The organism is Saccharothrix coeruleofusca (assembly GCF_014648515.1).
Lineage (GTDB): Bacteria > Actinomycetota > Actinomycetes > Mycobacteriales > Pseudonocardiaceae > Actinosynnema > Actinosynnema coeruleofuscum.
This window is the reverse complement of the sequence record NZ_BMRG01000003.1, coordinates 194,405-217,683: the sequence shown is the minus strand read 5'-3', so window position 1 is coordinate 217,683 and position 23,279 is coordinate 194,405. Positions and strand designations below refer to the sequence as shown.

Genomic DNA, 23,279 nt, shown 5'->3' with positions numbered 1-23,279 from the left:
ACCAGGCGGAGGTCGATGTGACCCCGCCCGTCGATCATGGCGCGGAAGGACATGCCGTCGAGGGTGGCAGGCCGCCCGCGAGCGGGCAACCGAGTCCCACGAAGTGGACCCGAAACGACATCAGGCCAGCGCCGCCAGCACGTCGGCCACCAGGTCCTCGGTGTCCTCGCAGCCCGCGGACAGCCGGACCAGCCCCTCCGGCACCGGGTCGCCCCACTGCGCGCGCCGGTCCGCGCTGGTGTGCAGGCCGCCGAAGCTGGTGCTGGCCGCGACCAGCCGCGACCGCGCCAGGAACTCCGCCACCGCGGCCTCGTCGGCCAGCACGAACGTCAGCACCCCGCCGAAGCGCCGCATCTGCCGCGACGCCACCTCGTGCGCCGGGTCCTCCGGGGCGCCCGGCCAGCGCAGGCCGGTCACCGCCGGGTGCTCGCGCAGCGCCCGGTACAGCGCCGCCGCGTTCTGCGCCTGCCGCGCCAGCCGCAGGTCCAGCGTGCCCAGGCCGCGGTGGGCCAGCCACGCCTCGAACGGGCCGGGGATCGCCCCGCTGGTGGTCCGCGCGGTGCGCACCCGCTCGGCCAGCTCGACGTCCGCTGTGGACATGTGCCCCAGCACCAGGTCGCTGTGCCCGGACACGGCCTTGGTGTCGCTGCTGAGCACCACGTCCGCGCCCAGCTCCAGCGGCTTCTGCCCCAGCGGGGTCGCGGTCGTGTTGTCCACCGCCACCAGCGCGCCCGCCGCGTGCGCCCGCGCCGACAGCTCGGCGATGTCGCACACGTCCAGTCCGGGGTTGGACGGCGACTCCAGCAGCACCAGCCGCACGCCGTCGAACGGCGGGTACGGCCCGGCGGTGGGCGCCTCCAGCACCCGCACCGGCATCTCGGCCAGCAGGGTGCGGGTCAGGTAGTAGCCGTCGCTGGGCACCACCACGGTGTCGCCGGGGCTCAGCACCACGCGCAGCAGCGTCGAGATCGCCGCCATGCCGGACGGGAACAGCACGCACTCGCCGCCGTCCAGCTCGCCCAGCGCGGCCTCCAACGCGCGCCACGTCGGGTTGTGCGCGCGCCCGTAGGTGTCCGCGCCGCCCAGGTGGTACGGCGCGGCGAACACCGGACCGGCCAGGAACGGCTCGCCCTCCGAGGTGGGCGCGGAGTGCACCACCCGCGTCCCGTCGCCCCGCGCGGTCACTGCCGCTCCGCCTTCGGCTCCCGGCCCAGCAGCGCCGCGGTGAGCACCCTCGGGTCCAGCCCGTCGTGGCACACCCGGTGCACGCCGTCGGTGATCGGCATGTCCACTCCCTTCCTGGCGGCCAGCTCCCGGATGGACGAACAGGACTTCACGCCCTCCGCGACCTGGCCGTGCGCGGCCCGCTGCGCCTGCGCCAGCGACTCACCGCGCCCCAGCCTCTCGCCGAACGTCCGGTTGCGCGACAGCGGTGACGCGCACGTGGCCACGAGATCACCCAGTCCGGCAAGGCCCGCGAAGGTCAGCGGGTCCGCGCCCAGCGCCGCGCCCAGCCGCGCGGTCTCGGCCAGGCCGCGGGTGATGATCGAGGCCATGGTGTTGTCGCCGAAGCCGAGCCCGGCGGCCATGCCGCAGGCCAGCGCGATGACGTTCTTGCACGCCCCGCCCAGCTCGCAGCCGATCACGTCGACGTTGGTGTAGGGCCGGAAGTAGGAGTTGGTGCAGGCCAGCTGGAGCTGCACGGCGCGGTCGTGGTCGGTGCACGCGATGACCGTGGCGGTGGGCTGCTCGGCGGCGATCTCCTTGGCCAGGTTCGGCCCGGTCACCACGGCCACCTGGTCCTCGGGCACGCCCGCGACCTCGCGGATGACCTCGCTCATCCGCTTGAGCGTGCCCAGCTCCACGCCCTTGGCGAGGCTGACCAGGGTCGCGCCCGGCGGCAGCCACGGCCGCCACGCGGTCAGGTTCTCCCGCAGCGTCTGGCTGGGCACGGCCAGCACCACGGCCCGCGCGCCGTCCAGCGCCTTCTCCGCGTCCGAGGTGGCGGTGAGGTTCGCGGGCAGCGACACGCCCGGCAGGTAGTCGGGGTTGGCGCGGGAACCGGCGATGGCGTCGGCCACCTCGGGGCGGCGCGCCCACAGCACGACGTCGGTGCCGGAGTCGGCGAGCACCTTGGCGAAGGCGGTGCCCCACGACCCGGCACCCAGCACGGCGATCCGGTCCACGTCAGACCTTCTTGCCGTAGAAGCCGTCGGGCGCCTGCTCGTGGCGGATGTCCGCGAGCAGGTCCTTGACCCGGCCCATGATCAGGTCGGTGGTCTCCCGCAGCAGCGCCAGGTTCTGCGGCTGGGCGCGCAGCGCGTCGAGGTCGACCGGCTCGCCGACCGCGGTGACCACGGTCTTGCGGGGCAGCGGCCGGAACTTCTTGCGGTAGTGGTCGTAGACGTCCCTGGTGCCCCAGCGGGCGGCGGGCAGCACCGGCACGTCGTGCTCCAGCGCCAGCCGGGCCACGCCGGTGCGCGCGGCCATCGGCCAGCCGTCCGGGTCGCGGGTGATGGTGCCCTCCGGGTAGATCACCACGACCTTGCCCGCCTCCAGCGCCTCGTGCGCGGCGCGCAGCGACTGCTGGGCGTCGGCGCTGCCGCGGTAGACCGGGATCTGCTGCGCGCCGCGCAGCACGCTGCCCAGCACCGGCACCTTCCACAGGCTGTGCTTGGCCAGGAACCGCGGCACCCGCTTGCTGCGGTGCACCAGCACCGCGTCGTAGACCGGGTCGAGGTGGGACACGTGGTTCATGACCAGCAGCACGCCACCGGTTTCCGGGATGTGGTGCGCGCCCTCGGTGCGCCACCGCGTCATCAGCGCGGTGGCCGGGTAGAAGACCGCCGCGGCGAACCCCACCCAGAAGCCGCCCTTCTCTCTGGCCACGTGCTCTCCCTACTCGTCGTGGACCTGGAGTCTTCCCCGGAGCCCCCGGCCAGGTCCAGCCGGCATCGGGGAGTATGGCGGGGTGCGCGCGGACGTGGACCTGGTGGTGCCGGTCAAGACCCTGGACAGGGCGAAGTCGAGGCTGCGCGGGGTGACCGCGGACCGGCCCGCGCTGGCGCTGGCGTTCGCCTTGGACACGATCCGCGCGGCGCTGCCGGTGGTGCGCAGCGTGGTGGCCATCACCGACGACCCGGTGGTGGTGGCGGAGCTGGCGGTGCTGGGCGTGGAGACCACCCCCGGCCCCGAGGGGCTGAACCCGGCGCTGCGGCACGGGGCGGCGCTGCTGCGGTCGCGCGACCCGCGCTCGGTGGTCGGCGCGCTGCAGGCCGACCTGCCCGCGCTGCGCCCGGAGGAGCTGCGGGCGGCGATCGCGGCGGCGGACGGGCGGGCGTTCTGCCCGGACCGCCAGGGCACCGGCACGACGCTGCTGCTGTCCGAACCGGGCGGTGACCTGGCGCCGGAGTTCGGCGTGGGCTCGGCGGCGGCGCACGAGGCGGCCGGGGCGCGACCGCTGGTCGGGCCGTGGCCGACGCTGCGCTGCGACGTGGACACCGCGGAGGACCTGGACGTCGCCGCGGCCTTCGGCTTGGGCAGGCGCACGCGCGCCGCGCTGGCCCCGGTCTGCTGACCGCGTCTGCAAGTACCACCCGACGGGGGTCGGGTGGTACTTGCAGACGCCGGTGTCAGCAGCAGGCGGAGCCGGAGCCGCAGCCACGACCCACCAGCATCGGGCAGGCCGAGCCGTAGACGGGGTCGGGGGCCAGCGGCAGGCGCTCGCGCGGATTCTCCAACGGCCGGAACGACACCGACACCGGTCGGGTCCTCAGCGTCACGGAGGTCCCGGACGCCTGCGCGTCGTAGGCGCCCTTGGTGAGCTTGAGGATTTCCACCCCGCGAGCCAGGTCGGCCAGGAACACCCGGCCCCGGTGCCAGTACGGCGCGAACGACACCGCGCCCTCGGGCCGCCAGTAGCCGACCTGGCGCGGCGCGGTCGGGTCGGTGATGTCCAGGAACCGCGTCCCCTGCTGGTACCAGGAGTAGGCCACGATCCGCCGGTGCACGTCGAAGTAGTGCGCGGAGCAGAACGCGTCGGGGCCGGGCAGCGTGCCCTCCTGGTCGTCCGGGCTCCACACGCCCACGGTCCTGAGGTGGAACGGCCGCTCCGGGGTGGCCCGCCAGGACTCGCCGTCGCGCGAGCCCTCCAGCGAGGAGATCACGAACCGCCCCTGGTCCTCGCACGTGGGCGAGCCGAACGCCTCCTCCGTGTGCAGCAGCAGCGACCCCGCCGGGTGCTCGCGGGTCGGTCGCGGCCCGTCCGCCAGGGTCGCCCCCACCGGCCGGAACGAGTTGTGCGAGAACGACGTGGGCATGTCCGGCGGGGGCGCGGCCCCGCCCGCGTACGGCACCGGGTCGACCGCCGTGGCCTGGCGGACCCGCCCGGTCAGCGGGTCGCGGTGCCAACCGCGCGTGTGGTAGCCGCGCGTGCCGCCGGTGCCCGCGACCCAGGCGACGCCCTCGGCGTCGACCTGCACGTCGTGGGTCATGTGCGTCTCGCCCTGGTTGCGGTGGAGGTCCACGTGCTGGTCCAGGGTCCGCGGGTGGCGCGGGTCGCGGATGTCGGTGACGAAGACCTTGCCGGAGATCCGGTAGGGATCGGGGTCGGTGGAGGGCGTCCCGTCGTAGCCGGTCGTCCACAGGTACGAGCAGTCGTTGACGCACGTGGTGATGTGCCCGGTGCCCATCGGCGCGAAGCTGAGCAGCTCCAGGTGCGCCGGGTCCGCGGCGGAGACGAAGTAGACGCCGGTGGGCTGCCCCTCGCCCTGCTCCCGCCCGAACGCGCTGCGCTCCCGCGCCAGGAACACCAGCTTGCGCTTGGGATCGACGTCGACGTCCTCGTTCTCCCAGAAGCTCTGCTCCGGGTCGTCGCCCGGCAGCGCCAGCTCCCGCTTGGTCAGGTGGTCCAGCGGCACCGGCGCGTCGAGGTCGGTGACGTCGAAGGTCTTGAGCCCGAACTCGCCGCTGAGGAACATGACGTCCCGGTCGCGGTAGCGCAGGAAGTTGATGGAGATCGCGCCCTCGGTCTCCGGGATCGCCGCGCGCAGCTCGACGTTCCTCGACGCCGCGGGCAGGCCCGGCCGCCCGGTCTCCGCGCGCGGGGCCGCGTCCGCCGCGCCGTGGCCGGTGAAACCGACCAGCACGGCGGTGATCCCTGCCAACACCCTCATGGTCGCTCCCTTCCGCGACGGCGTCACCGCGCAGCGTGGCAGGCGGACGGGCGGGCGGACTACTGCCGATCGGCTGGCGTCGCACTGCCGATCGGCTAGCGTTGCCCGCGTGGCAGAGGCACCCCGTCCCGAGCAGGCGACCGTCAGCGCGCACCACCCGGACGGCTCCGCCACCGTGCTGCGCGACGACGGCGTTCTGGTGGAGGTGCCCGCGCGGGCGGTGGCGGCGGGCGGGTGGCGTTCGCTGCGCCCCGGCCAGCGGGTCACCCTGGAACGCGCCGAGGGTGGCCGGGTGGACGCGCTGCGCCCTCCGGTGTGACCGGGAGTTCACCTCCAGGACGGTTCCGATCAGCGCGTGCATCCCCGATCTGGGGGACAATGCCACCGTGAGCACGGACAACAGCGACCAGCAGCCGAAGCCCGCGCGACGCGCCAGAGCCCCCCGGACCACCACCTCCGCAGCAGGCGCACCGCGCAGGCGCCCGCGCCCGGCGGCCCGCCGCGGTGCGGTCCGGGATTCCTCGCAACCCGCTGCTCCCCAACCGGCCGACCCCCCGGCGGCGCCTTCGGTGGTGCACCCGGCGGCGCCCCCGGCCGTCGCCGAGGCGCCCGCCCGCGCGTTCCCGAGCTCACCGCCCGCCGAGACCGCCGCCGAGGTCCCCGCGGACCTGCCCGACGACCGCTACTTCAACCGGGAGCTGTCCTGGTTGGACTTCAACGCGCGGGTGCTGGCGCTGGCCGAGGACCCGTCCCAGCCGCTGCTGGAGCGGGCCAAGTTCCTGGCCATCTTCGCCTCCAACCTCGACGAGTTCTACATGGTGCGCGTCGCGGGCCTCAAGCGCCGCGCCGAGACCGGTCTGTCGGTGCGCAGCGCGGACGGGCTCACCCCGCGCGAGCAGCTGGCCAACATCTCCAAGCGCACCCAGGAACTGGTGGAGCAGCACGCCCGCGCCTTCCTCGACCACGTGCGGCCGGAGCTGGAGAAGCACGGCATCAGCCTGGTCACCTGGGCGCAGCTGACCGACAGCGAGCGGATGCGGCTGTCCGGCTACTTCACCGACCAGGTCTTCCCGGTGCTCACGCCGCTGGCCGTGGACGCCGCCCACCCCTTCCCCTACATCTCCGGGCTGTCGCTGAACCTCGCGGTGAGCGTGCGCGACCCGGAGGGCGGCACCGACCGGTTCGCCCGCGTGAAGGTGCCCGACAACGTGCCTCGGCTGGTGCGGGTGGAGACCGACCGCTCCAGCAGCACCGCGACGTTCCTGCCGCTGGAGGAGCTGATCGCCGCGCACCTGGGCGAGCTGTTCGCGGGCATGCAGGTCATCGAGTGCCACGCCTTCCGGGTCACCCGCAACGCCGATTTGGAGGTCGAGGAGGACCGCGACGAGGACCTGCTGCAGGCGTTGGAGCGGGAGCTGGCGCGCCGCCGGTTCGGCCCGCCGGTGCGGCTGGAAGTCGCCGACGACATGACCGAGGACATGCTGGAGCGGCTGCTGCGGGAGCTGGAGGTCGACCCGCACGACGTGGTGCAGGTGCCCGGCCTGCTGGACCTGTCGTGCCTGTTCCAGCTCTACGGCCTGGACAACAAGCAGCTCAAGGACCGGCCGTTCGTGCCGTCCACGCACCCGGCGTTCGGCGAGCGGGAGACGCCCAAGAGCATCTTCGCCACCCTGCGCGAGGGCGACGTGCTGGTGCACCACCCCTACGACTCGTTCTCCACCAGCGTGCAGCGGTTCGTCGAGCAGGCCGCCGCCGACCCGCAGGTGCTGGCCATCAAGCAGACGCTGTACCGCACCTCCGGCGACTCGCCGATCGTCGACGCGCTGATCGACGCGGCCGAGGCGGGCAAGCAGGTCGTGGCGCTGGTGGAGATCAAGGCCCGCTTCGACGAGCAGGCCAACATCAAGTGGGCGCGGGCGCTGGAAAAGGCTGGCGTGCACGTGGTCTACGGCCTGATGGGCCTCAAGACGCACTGCAAGACCGCGCTCGTGGTGCGCCAGGAGGGCTCGACGATCCGCCGCTACTGCCACATCGGCACCGGCAACTACAACCCGAAGACCGCTCGGCTGTACGAGGACATCGGCCTGCTCACCGCCGAGCCCACCATCGGCGCGGACCTCACCGACCTGTTCAACGTGCTGACCGGCTACGCCCGCCAGGACCACTACCGCAGCCTGCTGGTGGCGCCCTACGGCGTGCGGCGCGGCATCGTCGAGCGCATCGAGCGCGAGATCGAGCTGGCCCGCGAGGGCAAGCGCGCGGGCGTGCGCATCAAGGTGAACTCGTTGGTGGACGAGCAGGTCATCGACTCGCTGTACCGGGCGTCGCAGGCCGGTGTGCCGGTGGACGTGGTGGTGCGGGGTGTGTGCTCGCTCAAGCCGGGCATCAAGGGGCTGAGCGAGAACATCCACGTCCGCTCGATCCTGGGCCGGTTCCTGGAGCACTCGCGGGTGTTCCACTTCGTCGGCTGCGGCGAGCACTGGATCGGCAGCGCGGACATGATGCACCGCAACCTCGACCGCCGCGTCGAGGTGCAGGTGCGGGTGACCGACCCGAAGCTGACCGCCCAGCTGGACGAGGTGCTGGACTCCGCGCTGGAGCCGACCACCCGCTGCTGGGTGCTGCGCCCGGACGGCGAGTGGGAGGCCTCGCCCTCCGACGGCAGCCGCGTCCGCGACCACCAGACCGATCTGCTGCGCAAGCACCGCGCGTTGGGGTGAGCATTGGGTTCCACGATTCGCGCGGCCGGTGCCGTGCTGTGGCGCGACGACCGCGTCGCGGTGGTGCACCGACCCAGGTACGACGACTGGTCGCTGCCCAAGGGCAAGCTCGACCCCGGTGAGACCGTCGCGGCGGCGGCGGTCCGCGAGGTGCTGGAGGAGACCGGCGTCCACGCCGTGCTCGGCCGCCACCTCGCGCAGGTCCGCTACACCGCGTTCGGCAAGCCGAAAACGGTGGACTACTACAGCGCCCGCGCCACCTCCGGCGAGTTCGTCCCCAACGAGGAGGTGGACGAGCTGCGCTGGCTGCCCGTGCCGCTGGCGCTGCGGCTGGTGACGCGGGACGAGGACCGCGAGGTGCTGCACGCGTTCGCGGCGGCCCCGGCGGACCTGCGGACGCTGCTGCTGGTGCGGCACGCCAAGGCGGGCAAGCGGGACCACTGGCAGGGCGACGACGACCTGCGACCGCTCAGCCCGGCGGGGTGGCGGCAGGCCGAGGCGCTGCGGTCGATGCTGCCGCTGTGGGGCGTGACGCGGGTGCACGCCGCCCCGCGCGTGCGGTGCGCGCAGACCGTGCAGGGCGTGGCGGAGGACCTGTCGGTCGAGGTGGCGCGGGAGCCGAGGCTGAGCGAGGAGGGCTACTGGCCCGACCGCGACGCGGCACTGGTGCGGCTGCTGGAGATCGCGGGCGCCGGGGGCGTGCCGGTGGTGTGCAGCCAGGGCGGGGTCATCCCGGACCTGGTGTCGGCGCTGGCCGAGCTGGGCGGCGTGAAGCTGGACGACGGCGTGCCGTGCAAGAAGGGCAGCGCGTGGGTGCTGGCGTTCCGCGAGCGGGCAGGCGGGTGGTCCACTGCGGACGAGCCGCGGCGGTGGCCGCAGCTCGTGGGCGCGCACTACGTGCCGACGGCGCTGGGCAGGCCCGGCCCCTGAGCGAGCCCCGCAGGCCCGCTCACGGGCCCGCTGGAGGCCGTTTTCGCCTCTGACGAGTTGAGGGCCCGGTGCGCGTCCGCACCGGGCCCTCGACGTGTCGGCGGGAATCGTGCCCGACCGGAATTCCGGTTCGCGCCGCCCCGCACGTCCTCCCCCGGCCTCTCGCACCGCCGGGGTTCACCGCGCCCACCCGAGTCCGCGCTCGGGTGGAATGACCGGCCCACCGGAACCGGGGTGCGCCGCCCCGATTCCGCACCCGCCCGCCGAACTCCATTCGACGGGCGGAACGGGCCACCCCTTCCGCCACCGGAACGGGATTCCCGGCGCGGCGCACGCCATTGCGGCGCCGACCGCGACCGCTCCCGCCCGTGTCGCGGGCGGTTCGGGAACCGCTTCTCCCACCGACTCCCGAACCACGGGTCAGACCGCTTTCCCGGTTCCACCGGCATCGCGCCGCGGAACCGGGCAGGCGGGTCACTTCGCCTTGGCCGCCGTGGTCTTCCTCGCCGCGCTGGTCCGCTTCGCCGCGGGCTTGGCCGCCGGGGTGGCGGCGGTGCTGTCCGCGGTGGTCGTGGTGGCCGCGGTGGCCGCGGTGGACTTGGCCGCCGTCGCCTTGGCCGTGGTGGTCCTCTTGGCCGCGGGCTTGGCAGCCGCGGGCTTGGCCGCCGTGGTCTTGGCGGCCGTGGACTTGGCCGCGGTCGTCTTGGCGGCCGTGGACTTGGCCGCGGTCGCCTTGGGCGCCGTGGTCTTCGCCGCGGTCGCCTTCGGCGCGGTCGCCTTGGTCGCCGTGGCCTTGGCCGTGGTCTTCGCCGTCGCGCCCTTGGTGGCCGGGGCCTTGGTGGCGGTGGCCGCGGCGGTCCGGCGGGTGGCCGGGGCCTTGGTCGCGGCGGCGGCGGCGCGCGTCGTGGTGGTGGCGGTGGTGCCGCGCGCGGCGCGCGTCGTGGTGGCGCGGGTGGCAGGCGCCTTCGCCGAGGCGGCCTTGGCGCCCGCCGAAGCGGCGGACTTGGCGGCCGTGACGCGCGGCAGCTTCTTGGTGCCGCTGATGACGTCCTTGAACGTCGAACCCGCGCGGAACGCGGGAACGTTGGTCTTCTTGACCTTCACGGTCTCACCGGTGCGCGGGTTGCGAGCGGTGCGGGCCGCGCGGGCGCGCTTCTCGAAGACACCGAAGCCGGTGATGTTGACCTTCTCGCCCTTGTGGACGCTGCGGACGATGACGTCCACGATGCCGTCGACAGCGGCAGCGGCGTTCTTCTTGTCGCCAAGGCGCTCGGCGAGCGCCTCGATGAGCTGGGCCTTGTTCACCTTCAGTCCCTCCCAGGACGCTCACGGCCCTAGTCGGGCCGACTGATGGCCACGGTAAGCCCATGTGGAAGGAATTACCAATCGCCACGCCAGATTTTTTGTTGTGGCGTGGGCAATTGCGCCCTGTCGAGGGACGGGTGCGCGGGCCGGAGGAGCCGGGAGGGGGCCGGATTCCCGCTGTTCGAGGGGGAATCCGGCCCTTCGGATCAGCGCGCCGGAACCGGTTCGGTGGTCGGCAGCCAGCCGGGCCTGCGCCGCTCGAACTCGGTGATGTCTTCGGCGTGGCGCAGGGTCAGCGCGATGTCGTCCAAACCCTCCAGCAGTCGCCAGCGGGTGTACTCGTCGATGGTGAAGGGGGCGGTGAAGTCCTTGGCCGCAACCGTGTTGTTGGTCAGGTCGACGGTGACCTCGGTGCCCGGCTCGTTCTCCAACAGCTTCCAGAGCAATTCGACATCGGACTGCTCGCACTGGGCCGCGACGAGTCCCTGCTTGCCCGCGTTGCCCCGGAAGATGTCGGCGAACCGCGAGGAGATGACCACCCGGAAGCCGTAGTCCATCAGCGCCCAAACGGCGTGCTCGCGGGAGGAGCCGGTGCCGAAGTCCGGGCCCGCGACCAGCACGCTGCCCGCCCGGAACGGCTCCTGGTTGAGCACGAAGTGCTCGTCGCCGCGCCAGGCGGCGAACAGGCCGTCCTCGAAGCCGGAGCGGGTGACCCGCTTGAGGTAGACGGCCGGGATGATCTGGTCGGTGTCCACGTTGGACCTGCGCAGCGGGACACCGACCCCGGTGTGCGTGGTGAACGCTTCCATGTTCCCTGTTCCTCTTCTCAGACCAGGTCGGCGGGCGAGGACAGCGTGCCGCGCACGGCGGTCGCGGCGGCCACGAGCGGGGACACCAGGTGGGTGCGGCCCCCCTTGCCCTGCCTGCCCTCGAAGTTGCGGTTGGAGGTGGAGGCGCTGCGCTCCCCCGGCTTGAGCTGATCGGGGTTCATGCCGAGGCACATGGAGCAGCCCGCCTGACGCCATTCCGCGCCTGCCGCCAGGAACACCTCGTGCAGCCCCTCGGCCTCGGCCTGGGCGCGCACGCGCATCGAGCCGGGCACGACCAGCATCCGCACGCCGTCGGCCACCTTCTTGCCGCGCAGCACCTCCGCGGCGGCGCGCAGGTCCTCGATGCGGCCGTTGGTGCAGGAGCCGAGGAAGACCGTGTCGACGTGGATGTCGCGCAGCGGGGTGCCCGGCTCCAGCCCCATGTACGCCAGCGCCTTCTCGGCCGCCACGCGCTCGTTCTCGTCGACGATCGCCTCGGGGTCGGGCACCCGCTCGCCCAGCGGCAGGCCCTGTCCGGGGTTGGTGCCCCAGGTGACGAACGGCGTCAGCTCGTCCGCGTTCAGGTGCACCTCGGCGTCGAACTCCGCGTCGTCGTCGGTGCGCAGGGTCCGCCAGTACTCGACCGCGGCGTCCCAGTCGGCGCCGGACGGCGCGTGCGGGCGGCCCTTGATGTAGTCGAACGTCGTCTGGTCCGGCGCGATCATCCCGGCGCGGGCGCCCGCCTCGATCGACATGTTGCAGATGGTCATGCGGGCTTCCATGGACAGCGCCTCGATCGCGCTGCCCCGGTACTCCAGCACGTAGCCCTGCCCGCCGCCGGTGCCGATCTTGGCGATGACGGCCAGGATGACGTCCTTGGCGGTGACACCGGGCCGCAGCGCGCCGTCGACGTTGATGGCCATGGTCTTGAACGGCTTCAGCGGCAGCGTCTGCGTGGCCATCACGTGCTCGACCTCGGAGGTGCCGATGCCGAAGGCGAGCGCGCCGAACGCCCCGTGCGTGGAGGTGTGGCTGTCGCCGCACACCACCGTCATGCCGGGCTGGGTCAGCCCCAGCTGCGGCCCCACCACGTGCACGATGCCCTGCTCGGCGTCGCCCATCGGGTGCAGCCGCACGCCGAACTCGGCGCAGTTCTTGCGCAACGTCTCGACCTGGGTGCGCGACACCGGGTCCGCGATCGGCAGCTCGATGTCGACCGTCGGGACGTTGTGGTCCTCGGTGGCGATGGTGAGGTCGGGACGGCGGATGGGCCGCCCGGCGAGGCGCAGGCCGTCGAACGCCTGCGGGCTGGTCACTTCGTGCAGCAGGTGGAGGTCGATGTAGAGCAGGTCGGGTTCAGCGCCACTCCCGTGGCGCACCACGTGTGCTTCCCACACCTTCTCCGCGAGCGTACGGCTGCGGCTCATCGCTAACTCCCAGGATCTGGACTGCCGATAGATCTGGACTTCCCAGACAGTGGGAAGTTAGTATCGGCTTGTGGGACAGCATAGCGGGATCGGCGTGCTGGACAAGGCAGTGGCCGTCCTCAACGCCGTGGCGAAAGATCCGTGTGGGCTGGCGGAGTTGTGCAACCGCACCGGTCTGCCGAGGGCGACAGCGCACAGGTTGGCCGTGGGACTGGAAGTCCACCGCCTCCTGCGCCGGGGCTCCGACGGCCGCTGGCGGCCCGGCGCGGCGCTGGCCGAGCTGGCGGGCGGCGCGACCGACCCCCTGCTCGACGCCGCGGGCTCGGTGCTGCCCCGGCTGCGGGACATCACCGGCGAGAGCGTCCAGCTCTACCGCCGGGACGGGATGCAGCGCGTCTGCGTCTCGTCGGCGGAACCGCCGAGCGGCTTGAGGGACACCGTCCCGGTCGGCGCGCGACTGCCCATGACGGCGGGCTCCGGCGCCAAGGTCCTGGCCGCGTGGGCCGACCCCGGCACCCAGCGCTCGGTGCTGGCCGACGCCGTCTACGGCGAGCGCACCCTGCTGGAGGTGCGCCGCCGCGGCTGGGCCCAGAGCGTCGCCGAGCGCGAGCCCGGTGTGGCCAGCGTCTCGGCACCGGTGCGCGACAGCACGGGGGCGGTGGTGGCCGCCATCTCCGTTTCCGGCCCCATCGACCGCATGGGCCGCCGCCCCGGCGCCCGCTGGGCCGCCGACCTCCTGGCCGCCGCCGAAGCCCTCCAGTCCCGCCTCTGACCCTCCCCCGCGAGTCGAACACTCAGGACCCCTGAGTTCTACGTTCGGGTTGGGTGAGTTCGCCGTTGGGGTTGTAAAAGCGCGCTCGCCGCGCGGCAGGTCGCCAAGGATGGCGGGTCGCGCCGTCCCCGTATGACCTGCCGGAGGCGAACCACACGCGTCAAGGGGCCCAGGCTTTCGTCCGGGGTTGGGTCGGGTGTTCAGGGCCCCTTGACACGTGCGGTCGGGACGAGCCCAGGTCATACGGGGACGGCGCTCACGGGCACCCCGCTGCGCGCGCTCCGCGCGCGCCCCCTGCTGCGTCGGCAAGTACTACCCGAGGCCGCCGCAAGGGCGGGTAACTACTACCCGAGGGGCGCGACAGTGCGGGTTGGGGTGCGCGAATGTTGAGTTCAGGGTGTCTGAGCGTTCGACTCGCGGGGGCGACACGCCCGACACGCCCGCGACCGGGTGACGCCGGGGGCGGGCGTGGCCGTCCTGAGCGTTGAACTCAGGGGTCCTGAGCGTTCGACTCGCGAGAGGCGGGAGACGGGGCGGAGCCCCGCCAGGGGGTGCAGGGGGCGGAGCCCGCCTGCACGGGGTTTGGGGGCCGTGCCCCCAATGCAAAATGCGAAAGATCCCTGTGCGGTCACACCGCACAGGGATCTCCCGGATCTGTAGCCCCGATGGGATTCGAACCCACGCTACCGCCTTGAGAGGGCGGCGTCCTAGGCCGCTAGACGACGGGGCCCTAGGGTTTCGCTCGGTCTTGCTGAGCTATTCGATTTTCTCTTGCGGCGGTAGCTTACCACACTCTGTTTTCTACCGCTGCAGCTGGGGTACCAGGACTCGAACCTAGACTAACTGAACCAGAATCAGTCGTGCTGCCAATTACACCATACCCCATTGGCTTTCCGATCATCTCCCCTCCAGCCGGGCTGGAGAGGGGCTGTCCGTTCCGCCGAGAGAAATACTAGACCACACCCCCGGCGGAACGGAAATCGGGGGTCAGGCAGAGGCCGCCGACAGCTCGCAGACGAGGAGTTCGGGCAGCTCAGAGAGGCTGCTGATGGCTGAGATGCCCGCGGGCAGCGCCCCTTCGCGCGGCCCCTGCCGGTTGAGCCAGACGCCCCGCATCCCCGCGTCCCTGGCCCCGATCGCGTCGGCGTGGAGGCGGTCTCCCACGTGGACGGTCTCGCTCAGGGGGACGCCGAGGTGGGCGCACGCGGTGTCGAAGATCACTCGGTCGGGCTTGGCCGCGCCGACTTCGCCCGCGATCAGGACGGTGTCGAAGTACTGGGACAGGCCGAGCGTGGCGATCTTCACACGCTGGTGCCTGCCCGAGGCGTTGCTCACAGCCGCCATCGGCAGGCCGGTGGCGCGCAGCCACTCCAGGCACGGGACGACGTCGGGGAACAGGCGCCAGCCCGACGCCAGCACCTCCTGCCGCCGCAGCTCGCGGCGGGTCGCCTCGGCCTGGTCCAACTCCTCCCCGAGCGCGGCGAAGAAGGCGCGTGTCCTGATGTTGCGCATGGTCTCGTACTCGAGTTCGCCCGCGAGCAGGCGCGCGCAGTGCTCATCGGTGATGCGCTGCCACAGCGGCCACGCGTCGGCGTTGCCGACCATCGCGGCCAGCGCGGCCCGCGACGATGTGCTGTAGTCGACGAGCGTGTCGTCCACGTCCAGGCACACCGCGCGGATCTCGCCGGTTCTCCGAGGGGTGAAAGTCGGGGCTGCGGTTGTCACCCCGTGAGGCTAGGTGCGAGCCCCCCTCGGGCGACTCGACCAAGGAGGTGATTCCTCGCGGTTCTTGCACGGTCAAGCACCGCCGGAACACCCCGAACGGGGCAGTCAGATTGCCCCGAGCGCCCGTCGCAATCGCCCGATCGAGCGATCCCGACCCAGCAACTCCATCGACTCGTACAGCGGAGGCGAGACGGTACGGCCCGTCACGGCAACCCGCACGGGGGCGTACGCCTTGCGCGGTTTGAGGCCCAGGCCGTCCACAAGGGACACCTTCAGCGCCTCCTCGATGCCTGCCGCGGTCCACTCGCCGAGGCCCTCCAGCGCCTCGATCGCCGCGTCCAGCACGGGGGCCGCGTCCGCGCCCAGCGCCTTGGCCGCCGCGTCCTCCTCCGGCGCGAAGTCCTCCTCCGCGGTGAACAGGAAGCGGACCATCCCGGCGGCCTCCGAGAGCACCACCAGCCGCTCCTGCACCAGCGGCGCGACACCGCGCAGCACGGCCAGCTGCTCCTCGCTCGGCTCGTGCGGCAGCACGCCGTCGGCGGCCAGGTACGGCAGCACGCGCTCGACGAAGGTCTCCACCGGCAGCGCGCGCAGGTGCGTGGCGTTGATCGCCTCGGCCTTCTTCAGGTCGAAGCGGGCCGGGTTCACGCTCACCTTGGACAGCTCGAAGGCGGCGACCAGTTCCTCGACCGAGAAGATGTCCCGGTCGTCGGCGATGGACCAGCCGAGCAGCGCCAGGTAGTTCAGCAATCCCTCGGGCACGAATCCGCGGTCGCGGTAGAGGAACAGGTTCGACTGCGGGTCGCGCTTGGAAAGCTTCTTGTTCCCCTCGCCCATCACGTAGGGCAGGTGCCCGAACTGCGGCGTGAAATCGGTCACGCCAATTCGCCGCAATGCCGAGTACAGCGCGAGCTGCCGCGGCGTGGACGGCAGCAAGTCCTCTCCGCGCAGCACGTGCGTGATTCCCATGAGCGCGTCGTCGACCGGGTTCACGAACGGGTAGAGCGGGTCACCGTTGGCGCGCACCAGCACCGGGTCCGGCGTGCTGCCCGCCTTGAACGTGATCTCGCCGCGGACCAGGTCGTGCCACGACAGGTCCTCGTCGGGCATCCGCAGCCGCAGGACGGGCTCGCGGCCCTGCGCGCGGAACTCCGCCTTCTGCTCCTCGGTCAGGTCGCGGTCGTAGCCGTCGTAGCCCAGCTTCGGGTCCTGGCCCGCGGCCTTGCGCCGCGCCTCGACCTCCTCGGGCGTGGAGAACGACTCGTACAGCTCGCCCGCCTCGAACAGCCGCTTGGCGATGTCGGCGTAGACGTCGCGGCGCTGGCTCTGCCGGTACGGCGCGTGCGGGCCGCCGACCTCGGGGCCCTCGTCCCAGTCCAGGCCCAGCCACCGCATGGCTTCCAGCAGCGCGAGGTAGGACTCCTCGGAGTCCCGCGCGGCGTCGGTGTCCTCGATGCGGAAGACCACCTTGCCGCCGGTGTGCCGGGCGTAGGCCCAGTTGAACAGCGCGGTGCGGATCAGCCCCACGTGGGGCGTGCCGGTCGGCGACGGGCAGAAGCGGACGCGGACCTCTGGGGATGCGGATTCGGTGCTCATGGCCCGGTCAGCGTATCCGCCTTGACCCCAGGCCACCGCAGGAGCATCCTAGGCTTATTCAACTAGTGTTGAAAACGGGGTGAGGACGATGGAGAGGACCACGGTGGCCGTCGTCGGCGGCGGTCCCGCCGGGATGGTGCTGGGCCTGTTGCTGGCCCGCGCAGGCGTCGAGGTCACCGTTCTGGAGAAGCACGCGGACTTCCTGCGGGACTTCCGCGGCGACACGGTGCACGCGTCGACCCTGACGCTGCTGGACGAGCTGGGGCTCGGGCCGTCGTTCGCCGACGTGCCGCACCAGCTGATCGACCGGGTCCAGGTGATGCTGGACAGCGGGGTCACCACGATGGCCGACCTGTCGCGGCTGCCCGGACCGCACAAGCACATCGCGATCGTCCCGCAGTGGGACTTCCTGGACCTGCTCGCCGACGCGGCCAAGCAGGAGCCGACCTTCACGCTCCGGATGAACGCCGAGTTCACCGGGCTGGTGCGCACCGGCGGCGGCAGGGTGACCGGGCTGCGCTACCGCACGTCCGACGGTGAGGTCCGCGAGCTGGCCGCCGACCTCGTGGTCGCCGCGGACGGCAGGCGCTCCGCGGTGCGCGAGGCCGCCGGGCTGGCGGTCCACTCGTTCGGCGCGCCGATGGACGTGTGGTGGTTCCGCGTGCCGCGCAGGCCCGACGACCCGACGGGCGGCCTCGGCCGGTTCTCCAGCGGGTCCGGGTTGGCGATGATCCCGCGCGGCGACTACTTCCAGTGCGCCTACCTGATCCGCAAGGGCACCGACCGGCGGCTGCGCGCCGAGGGGGTCGAGGCGTTCCGCGAGCGGGTCGCGAAGCTGGTGCCGTGGGTGGCGGACCGGCTCGGCGTGATCGAGTCGCTGGACGACGTGAAGCTGCTGGACGTGAAGCTGGACCGGCTGCGGCGCTGGCACGCCGACGGCCTGCTGTGCGTCGGCGACGCCGCGCACGCCATGTCGCCGATCGGCGGCGTGGGCATCAACCTGGCGGTGCAGGACGCGGTGGCCGCGGCGCGGGTCGTCGCCGGTCCCGCCAAGCTGGGCCGGATCACGCCCGCGGTGCTGGCCAAGGTCCGGCGGCGGCGGTGGTTCGCCACCGTGGTGACGCAGAACATCCAGCGGCTGGTGCAGAACGCGTTCCTGCGCCGCACGCTGGACGGCGGTTCGACCGTCGCGCAGGGGCGCACGCCCCGGCCGGTGCGGTTGATGCGGCGGTTCCCGCCGCTGCAGGTGGTGCCCGCCTACCTGGTGGCGATCGGCCTGCGGCCCGAGCACGCCCCGGCGTTCGCCCGGCGCGAGCCCGCCAGGGTGCCGCGCACCTGAGCCCGCACGCCGTCCGCGAGCACCACCCGACGGGGGGCCGGGTGGTGCTCGCGGACGCGGTTTCAGCGGTTGGCGACCTGGTTGGTGAGGGTGCCCAGGCCCTCGACGGTGACCGACACCGTCTGGCCCGCCTTCATCGGGCCCACGCCCGCCGGGGTGCCGGTGAGGATCACGTCCAGCGGGCGCAGCGTCATCACCGAGGAGATGTACTCGATCAGCGCGGGGATGTCGTGCACCAGCATCGAGGTCCGCGCGTCCTGCTTGACCTCGCCGTCCAGCTCGGTGCGGATGCGCGCGTCGGACGGGTCGAACTCGGTCTCCACCCACGGCCCCAGCGGGCAGAAGGTGTCGAAGCCCTTGGCGCGGGTCCACTGGCCGTCGGACTTCTGCAGGTCGCGAGCGGTCACGTCGTTGGCGATGGTGTAGCCCAGCACGGACTGCGCGGCGCGCGAGGCGGGGATGTCCCGCCCGCCCACGCCGACCACCACGGCCAGCTCGCCCTCGAAGTCCACCCGCTCGGACACCGCGGGCAGCTTGATCTCCGCGTTCGGCCCGATCACCGCGGTGTTGGGCTTGAGGAAGATCAGCGGGCTCTCGGGCACCTCGTTGCCGAGCTCCGCCGCGTGCTCGGCGTAGTTGCGGCCGACGCAGACGATCTTCGGCGGCAGGAACGGGGCCAGCAGCCGCACGTCGGCCAGCGGCCAGCGGCGGCCGGTGAACGTCGGCTTGCCGAAGGGCTCGTCGGCGATCTCGGCGGCGACCAGGTCGTCGCCCTCGCCTTCGATCGCGGCGAAGGCCAGGCCATCTGGTTGGGCGATTCGGGCAATGCGCACGGACTTCACCCTAACCGCAGGCCCGCGCGCTCACGAGCCCACCAGGTCGGCGGCGGCCCGCATCGCCTTGTGCGCCAGCGCGTCGCACAGCGCCAGCCAGCTCGCCTCGACGATGTTGCCGTGCACCCCCACCGTGGTCCACTCCCGCTCGCCGTCGGTGGACTCCACCAGCACGCGGGTGACCGCGTCGGTGCCGTGCTGATCGGTGAGGATGCGCACCTTGTAGTCGTTCAGCTCCACCCGGTCCAGCCAGGACAGGTGCGGCAGCAGCGCCTTGCGCAGCGCCGCGTCCAGCGCGTGCACCGGGCCGTTGCCCTCGGCGGTGGCGATGACCCGCTCCCCCGCCACGTGCACCTTGACCGTGGCCTCGGACACGATCAGGCCGTCCGAGCGGTGGTCCAGCACCACCCGGTAGGACTCCAGGGCGAACGGCGGCGAGTCCAGTTCGGACAGCTCCCCGCGCAGCAGCAGCTCCAGCGAGGCGTCGGCGGCCTCGAACGACCAACCGCCCGCCTCCAGCTCCTTGACCTTGCGCACCGCGCTGCTCAGCGCCTCCGGCTTGCGGGCCAGGTCGATGCCGAACTCGCGGCCCTTGAGCTCCAGGCTGGCCCGCCCGGCCATCTCGGTGACCAGCACCCGCATCCCGTTGCCGACGGCCTCCGGGTCGATGTGGTTGTACAGCTCCGGGTCGACCTTGATCGCGCTCGCGTGCAGCCCCGCCTTGTGGGCGAAGGCCGACGACCCGACGTAGGCCTGGTGGGTGTCGGGCGCGATGTTCGCGATCTCGGCCAGGGCGTGGGACACCCTGGTCAGCTCGGGCAGCGACTCGGCGGGCAGCACCGGCATCCCGAGCTTGGTCACCAGATTCCCCACGACGGCGAACAGGTCCGCGTTGCCCGCCCGCTCGCCGTACCCGTTGGCGGTGCACTGGACGTGGGTCGCACCCGCTTGCACCGCCGCGATGGTGTTGGCCACCGCGCAGGAGGTGTCGTCCTGGCAGTGGATGCCGACCCGGAATCCGGTGCGGGCCACCACGTCGGCGACCGTCCGCGACAACCCCAGCGGGAGCTGGCCGCCGTTGGTGTCGCACAGCACCACCACGTCCGCGCCACCTTCCACAGCGGACTCCAGCACGCGCAGCGCGGTGTCCGGGTCGAAGGCGTAGCCGTCGAAGAAGTGCTCGGCGTCGAGGAACACCCGCCTGCCCTCGCCCACCAGGAACCGCACGGTGTCCTTGACCATCGCGCAGTTCTCGGCCACGTCGGTGCGCAACGCGCGCTCGATGTGCCTGCGGTCGGACTTGGCCACCAGCGTGACCACCGGCGCGCGGGAGTCCAGCAGCGCGCGCACCTGCTGGTCCTCGTGGACCTTCGCGCCCGCCTTGCGGGTGGCGCCGAACGCCACCAGCTGCGCGTGCTTGAGCTCCAGGTCGCCCGCCGCGGCGCGGGCGAAGAACTCGGTGTCCTTGGGCAGCGCGCCCGGCCAGCCGCCCTCGATGAAGCCCACCCCCAGCGAGTCCAGCAGGCGGGCCACCACCAGCTTGTCGTTGACCGAGTAGGAGATGCCCTCGCGCTGCGCGCCGTCCCGCAAGGTCGTGTCGTAGACGTGGAAAGAATCGCCGAGGGTGGTCACGGGGGCTCCTGGGGCTTTCGGGTCGCGGGGTGGTGGGGGTGGCGGAAAAACAAAAAGACCCCCCGCAGGGATGCGAGAGGTCGGCGCGCCGGGTGCTCGGGGAGCTTCAGCCGGCGCGCTCGTCGATAATGATCGCGGTGTGGTGGGCCACGCCAGGGATAGTGCCACACCCCGCCCGCCCGTACCAGTCCACGGGCGGGCTGTCCCACATTCTGGTTACGCGCCCGCGAGGTAGCGGGCCAGCGCCTCGATCGCGGCGGGGTTGCGCGGCCCCTCCACCAGCGCCGCGTAGGGCAGGGCGAAGAACCGGCCCTCGCGCACCGCGGTGACCCCGGCCAGCGGCGGGTAGGAGCGCAGGAACGCCTCCTTCTGCTGCGGCGTGTCGGCGTCGCCGTCGGCGTAGTCGTTGATCAGGACGACCTCGGGGTCGCGGGCCACCACGGCCTCCCACCCGACGGTGGTCCAGCTGTCGTCGAGGTCGCCGAAGATGTTGTCCCCGCCCGCGTGGCCGATGATGTCCTGCGGCGCGGCGTTGCGGCCCGAGGTGAACGGCTGGTCCAGCCCGCTGTCGTAGAGGAACACCCTGGGGCGCGGCCTGCCCGCCATCAGCTCGGCGGCGCGGGCGACCTGCGCCTGGTACTCGGCCACCAGCCGCTCGGCCCGGTCGCTCACGCCGAAGATCCGGCCGAGGTTGCGCAAGTCGGTGTAGAGGGCCTCCAGCGGCGGCATGATGCCGCGCTGCTTGCCCACGCCGTTGCGGCACGCCTCGGTGAGCTGGTAGGTGGCCACGCCCAAGTCCCGCAACGAGTCCGGGGTCAGGCCGGTGCTCTCCGAGAAGCCGTAGTTCCACCCGGCGAACACCAGGTCCGCGCCCGCCCCCTGGACGACCTCCTTGCTGATCCGCTCGGCCAGCTTGGGCACCCGGTCGAAGTCCGCCTTCCACGGCGAGGTCTCCACGTCGCGGTGCTGGCCGGGACCGACCACGTACCCCACCACGCGGTCGGCCAGCCCCAGCGCGAACATCAGCTCGGTGATGCCGGTGTCGTTGGTGACCACCCTCGTCGGCGTGCGGTAGGACACCTCCTGGCCGCAGTTGGTGACCGTGGTGGTGACGCCACCCTGCTCCTGCGCGACGGTCGCGCCGCAAGCCGTGGTGAGCAGGACGAGGCCGAGCGCGGCGAACCTTCTCACGGGGTTTCCTCCTGGAGGTCGAACAGCAGTTGCGGCGCACCGCTGACCGGGTGCCGCACGACGTGGGCGCGCACCCCGAAGACGTCGGCGACGAGATCGGGGGTGAGCACGTCGGCGGGCGTCCCGCTGGCCACCACCCGCCCCCGCGCCAGCACGTGCACCCGGTCGCAGTGCGCGGCGGCGAGGTTGAGGTCGTGCAGCACGGCCAGCACGGTCACGCCCAGCCCGCGCACCAGGCGCAGCACGGCGAGCTGGTGGTGGATGTCGAGGTGGTTGGTCGGCTCGTCGAGCACCAGCACCCGCGGCTGCTGCGCCAGCGCCCGCGCGATCAGCACCCGCTGCCGCTCACCGCCGGACAGCGTCAGGAACCCCCGGTCCGCCAGATGCGCGGCGTCCACATCGGACAGCGCCGTCTCGACGACCCGCCGGTCGTGCGCCGACTCCCTGGCGAAGCCGCGCTGGTGCGGCAACCTGCCGGTGGCGACCACCTCGGCCGCCGTGAAGTCGAACTCCAGGCTGCTGTCCTGGATCAGCGCGGCCAGGTGCCGCGCGATGTCCCCGCGCTCCTCGCCGTCCAGCAGCACCCGGCCGGCGCTGGGCTTGAGCGCCCGGTAGACGCAGCGCAGCGCGGTGGACTTGCCGCTGCCGTTGGGCCCGACGATGCCGTGCACCTCGCCGCTGCGCGCGGCCAGCGTGACGCCGTGCAGGATCGGCGCGTAGTCCAGGTCCTGGATCTCGACGTCCATCAGCGCCCCCCGAAGACGTAGCCGCGACGGCGCATCAGCAGCACGAAGCACGGCACGCCCAGCGCGGCGGTGATGACCCCCAGCGGCAACTCCTCCGGCGCCGCCAGCAGGCGCGCGGCGACGTCCACCCACACCAGGAAGCAGGCCCCCGCCAGCGGAGCCACCACCAGCACCCGGCGGTGGTCCGCGCCCACCAGCAGCCGCACCACGTGCGGCAGCACCAGCCCCACGAAGCCGACCGCGCCGCTGACCGCCACCAGCACACCGGTCATCGCCGCGGTGACCACGAACAGGCCGCGGCGCAGCCGGGTCACGTCCACCCCGAGCGTGGTCGCCGCCTCGTCCCCCATCGCCAGCGCGTTGAGCACCCTGGCCTTGCCCAGCAGGAACGCGATCCCGGCCGCCGTGGTGACCGCGGCCACCGGAAGCGCCGCCCAGGTGACCCCGCCGAGGCTGCCCAGCAGCCAGAACATCGCGGAGCGGGCCGCCTCGCCCCTGGGCGCCTGGAACACCAGCAGCATGGCGATGGCGGAGAACCCGTACGCCATCGCCGTCCCGGTCAGGACCAGGCGCAGCGGCGTGAGGCTCCTGGCCACCAGGTACACCAGCGCCATGGCGGCCAGGGCGGACAGGAACGCCGCGGTGGACAGGGCGTAGATCCCCAGTGAGGCGAACAGGCCGAACGCGGCCACGGCCGTCGCGCCCACGCTCGCCCCCGAGGAGATGCCCAGGACGTACGGGTCCGCCAGGGGGTTGCGCACCAGCGCCTGCACCGCCACGCCCACCGTGGACAGCCCGGCGCCGACCACCGCGGCCAGCAGCACCCTGGGCAGGCGGATGTCCCAGACGATCCGGTAGGCGCCCGCCTGGGAGACGTCGATGGTGTCGCCGACGACGGCGGCCCGCAGCAGGGCCAGCACGTCGGGCAGGGGAATCCGCACCGGGCCCAGGGCGACCCCGCAGACCAGGGAGAGCGCCAGCAGGGCGGTGAGGATCAGGCAGGTCCGGGCGGTGCCGGGTGCGGCGCGGGTCACCGGTCGCCTTTCGGGCGGGTGGCCACGGCCGGTGGACGCGCGGGAG

General features: G+C 72.7%; 20 protein-coding genes and 2 tRNA genes. 6 read left to right on the top strand and 16 right to left on the bottom strand.

Features of this window, described 5'->3' with window-relative positions; translation table 11 throughout:
- Positions 1 to 120: 120 nt before the first annotated feature.
- Genes IEZ00_RS09445 through IEZ00_RS09435 form a run of 3 tightly spaced genes read right to left on the bottom strand, consistent with a single transcriptional unit; the run spans position 121 to position 2,889 of the window.
- On the bottom strand, positions 121 to 1,185 hold the full coding sequence (locus IEZ00_RS09445; protein ID WP_189222801.1) for a cystathionine gamma-lyase: 1,065 nt from the start codon (positions 1,183 to 1,185) through the stop codon (positions 121 to 123).
- Positions 1,182 to 2,186, bottom strand: coding sequence for an NAD(P)H-dependent glycerol-3-phosphate dehydrogenase (locus IEZ00_RS09440; protein ID WP_189222800.1), 1,005 nt, complete (start codon positions 2,184 to 2,186; stop codon positions 1,182 to 1,184). The genes IEZ00_RS09445 and IEZ00_RS09440 overlap by 4 nt, the downstream gene beginning before the upstream one ends.
- A 1-nt stretch (position 2,187) precedes the next feature.
- The gene (locus tag IEZ00_RS09435; RefSeq protein WP_189222799.1) at positions 2,188 to 2,889 is read right to left on the bottom strand and encodes a lysophospholipid acyltransferase family protein; all 702 of its coding nucleotides are present in this window, start codon (positions 2,887 to 2,889) and stop codon (positions 2,188 to 2,190) included.
- Positions 2,890 to 2,971: 82 nt separating this feature from the next.
- On the opposite strand from IEZ00_RS09435, the gene cofC reads away from it, so the two are divergent.
- Positions 2,972 to 3,577: a 2-phospho-L-lactate guanylyltransferase gene (gene cofC, locus IEZ00_RS09430; RefSeq protein WP_189222798.1), complete on the top strand. Its 606-nt coding sequence runs from the start codon at positions 2,972 to 2,974 to the stop codon at positions 3,575 to 3,577.
- Between the two features lie 55 nt (positions 3,578 to 3,632).
- On the opposite strand, the gene IEZ00_RS09425 is transcribed toward cofC, so the two are convergent.
- Positions 3,633 to 5,174 carry an LVIVD repeat-containing protein gene (locus tag IEZ00_RS09425; RefSeq protein WP_229795348.1) on the bottom strand — a complete coding sequence of 514 codons (1,542 nt, stop codon included), beginning with the start codon at positions 5,172 to 5,174 and terminating at the stop codon, positions 3,633 to 3,635.
- A 109-nt stretch (positions 5,175 to 5,283) separates the two neighbouring features.
- On the opposite strand from IEZ00_RS09425, the gene IEZ00_RS09420 reads away from it, so the two are divergent.
- The 3 genes from IEZ00_RS09420 (at position 5,284) to IEZ00_RS09410 (ending at position 8,824) form a co-directional block, all read left to right on the top strand.
- Positions 5,284 to 5,493, top strand: a complete 210-nt coding sequence (locus tag IEZ00_RS09420; RefSeq protein WP_189222797.1) for a cupin domain-containing protein — start codon at positions 5,284 to 5,286, stop codon at positions 5,491 to 5,493.
- 67 nt (positions 5,494 to 5,560) lie between these two features.
- Positions 5,561 to 7,894, top strand: coding sequence for an RNA degradosome polyphosphate kinase (locus IEZ00_RS09415; protein ID WP_372448493.1), 2,334 nt, complete (start codon positions 5,561 to 5,563; stop codon positions 7,892 to 7,894).
- Between the two features lie 3 nt (positions 7,895 to 7,897).
- The gene (locus IEZ00_RS09410) at positions 7,898 to 8,824 is read left to right on the top strand and encodes an NUDIX hydrolase (protein ID WP_189222796.1); all 927 of its coding nucleotides are present in this window, start codon (positions 7,898 to 7,900) and stop codon (positions 8,822 to 8,824) included.
- 474 nt (positions 8,825 to 9,298) lie between these two features.
- Here the strand turns inward: IEZ00_RS09410 and IEZ00_RS09405 are convergent, their stop codons facing one another.
- The 3 genes from IEZ00_RS09405 to leuC all read right to left on the bottom strand — a co-directional run bounded on the left by IEZ00_RS09405 (position 9,299) and on the right by leuC (position 12,365).
- Positions 9,299 to 10,129, bottom strand: a complete 831-nt coding sequence (locus IEZ00_RS09405) for an HU family DNA-binding protein (protein ID WP_189222795.1) — start codon at positions 10,127 to 10,129, stop codon at positions 9,299 to 9,301.
- Positions 10,130 to 10,335: 206 nt separating this feature from the next.
- Positions 10,336 to 10,938 (bottom strand): 3-isopropylmalate dehydratase small subunit, encoded by a 603-nt coding sequence (leuD, locus tag IEZ00_RS09400; RefSeq protein ID WP_189222794.1) that lies wholly within the window; start codon positions 10,936 to 10,938, stop codon positions 10,336 to 10,338.
- 17 nt (positions 10,939 to 10,955) lie between these two features.
- Complete coding sequence (gene leuC, locus IEZ00_RS09395; protein ID WP_189222793.1) at positions 10,956 to 12,365, bottom strand: 3-isopropylmalate dehydratase large subunit; 1,410 nt, start codon at positions 12,363 to 12,365, stop codon at positions 10,956 to 10,958.
- 70 nt (positions 12,366 to 12,435) lie between these two features.
- Here leuC and IEZ00_RS09390 point away from each other — a divergent pair, with 70 nt between their 5' ends.
- Positions 12,436 to 13,137 (top strand): IclR family transcriptional regulator, encoded by a 702-nt coding sequence (locus IEZ00_RS09390; RefSeq protein WP_189222792.1) that lies wholly within the window; start codon positions 12,436 to 12,438, stop codon positions 13,135 to 13,137.
- A gap of 657 nt (positions 13,138 to 13,794) precedes the next feature.
- Here the strand turns inward: IEZ00_RS09390 and IEZ00_RS09385 are convergent.
- The 4 genes from IEZ00_RS09385 to gltX form a co-directional block, all read right to left on the bottom strand.
- Positions 13,795 to 13,867 (bottom strand) — tRNA-Glu (locus tag IEZ00_RS09385).
- A gap of 83 nt (positions 13,868 to 13,950) precedes the next feature.
- Positions 13,951 to 14,022 (bottom strand) — tRNA-Gln (locus IEZ00_RS09380).
- A 102-nt stretch (positions 14,023 to 14,124) separates the two neighbouring features.
- Positions 14,125 to 14,862: an HAD family hydrolase gene (locus tag IEZ00_RS09375; RefSeq protein ID WP_229795347.1), complete on the bottom strand. Its 738-nt coding sequence runs from the start codon at positions 14,860 to 14,862 to the stop codon at positions 14,125 to 14,127.
- Between the two features lie 105 nt (positions 14,863 to 14,967).
- The gene (gltX, locus tag IEZ00_RS09370) at positions 14,968 to 16,458 is read right to left on the bottom strand and encodes a glutamate--tRNA ligase (RefSeq protein ID WP_189222791.1); all 1,491 of its coding nucleotides are present in this window, start codon (positions 16,456 to 16,458) and stop codon (positions 14,968 to 14,970) included.
- A gap of 88 nt (positions 16,459 to 16,546) precedes the next feature.
- Between gltX and IEZ00_RS09365 the strand changes: the two genes are divergently transcribed.
- On the top strand, positions 16,547 to 17,797 hold the full coding sequence (locus IEZ00_RS09365) for an FAD-dependent oxidoreductase (RefSeq protein ID WP_189222790.1): 1,251 nt from the start codon (positions 16,547 to 16,549) through the stop codon (positions 17,795 to 17,797).
- 62 nt (positions 17,798 to 17,859) lie between these two features.
- On the opposite strand, the gene IEZ00_RS09360 is transcribed toward IEZ00_RS09365, so the two are convergent.
- From IEZ00_RS09360 to IEZ00_RS09340, 5 genes are all read right to left on the bottom strand, one after another.
- Positions 17,860 to 18,630: a fumarylacetoacetate hydrolase family protein gene (locus IEZ00_RS09360; RefSeq protein ID WP_189222789.1), complete on the bottom strand. Its 771-nt coding sequence runs from the start codon at positions 18,628 to 18,630 to the stop codon at positions 17,860 to 17,862.
- 30 nt (positions 18,631 to 18,660) lie between these two features.
- Positions 18,661 to 20,262, bottom strand: coding sequence for a citramalate synthase (gene cimA / locus IEZ00_RS09355; RefSeq protein WP_189222788.1), 1,602 nt, complete (start codon positions 20,260 to 20,262; stop codon positions 18,661 to 18,663).
- Between the two features lie 216 nt (positions 20,263 to 20,478).
- Positions 20,479 to 21,453 (bottom strand): ABC transporter substrate-binding protein, encoded by a 975-nt coding sequence (locus IEZ00_RS09350; protein WP_189222787.1) that lies wholly within the window; start codon positions 21,451 to 21,453, stop codon positions 20,479 to 20,481.
- Positions 21,450 to 22,199, bottom strand: a complete 750-nt coding sequence (locus IEZ00_RS09345) for an ABC transporter ATP-binding protein (protein WP_189222786.1) — start codon at positions 22,197 to 22,199, stop codon at positions 21,450 to 21,452. The genes IEZ00_RS09350 and IEZ00_RS09345 overlap by 4 nt, the downstream gene beginning before the upstream one ends.
- Positions 22,199 to 23,233: a FecCD family ABC transporter permease gene (locus tag IEZ00_RS09340; protein ID WP_209622102.1), complete on the bottom strand. Its 1,035-nt coding sequence runs from the start codon at positions 23,231 to 23,233 to the stop codon at positions 22,199 to 22,201. The genes IEZ00_RS09345 and IEZ00_RS09340 overlap by 1 nt, the downstream gene beginning before the upstream one ends.
- Between the last annotated feature and the right edge of the window lie 46 nt (positions 23,234 to 23,279).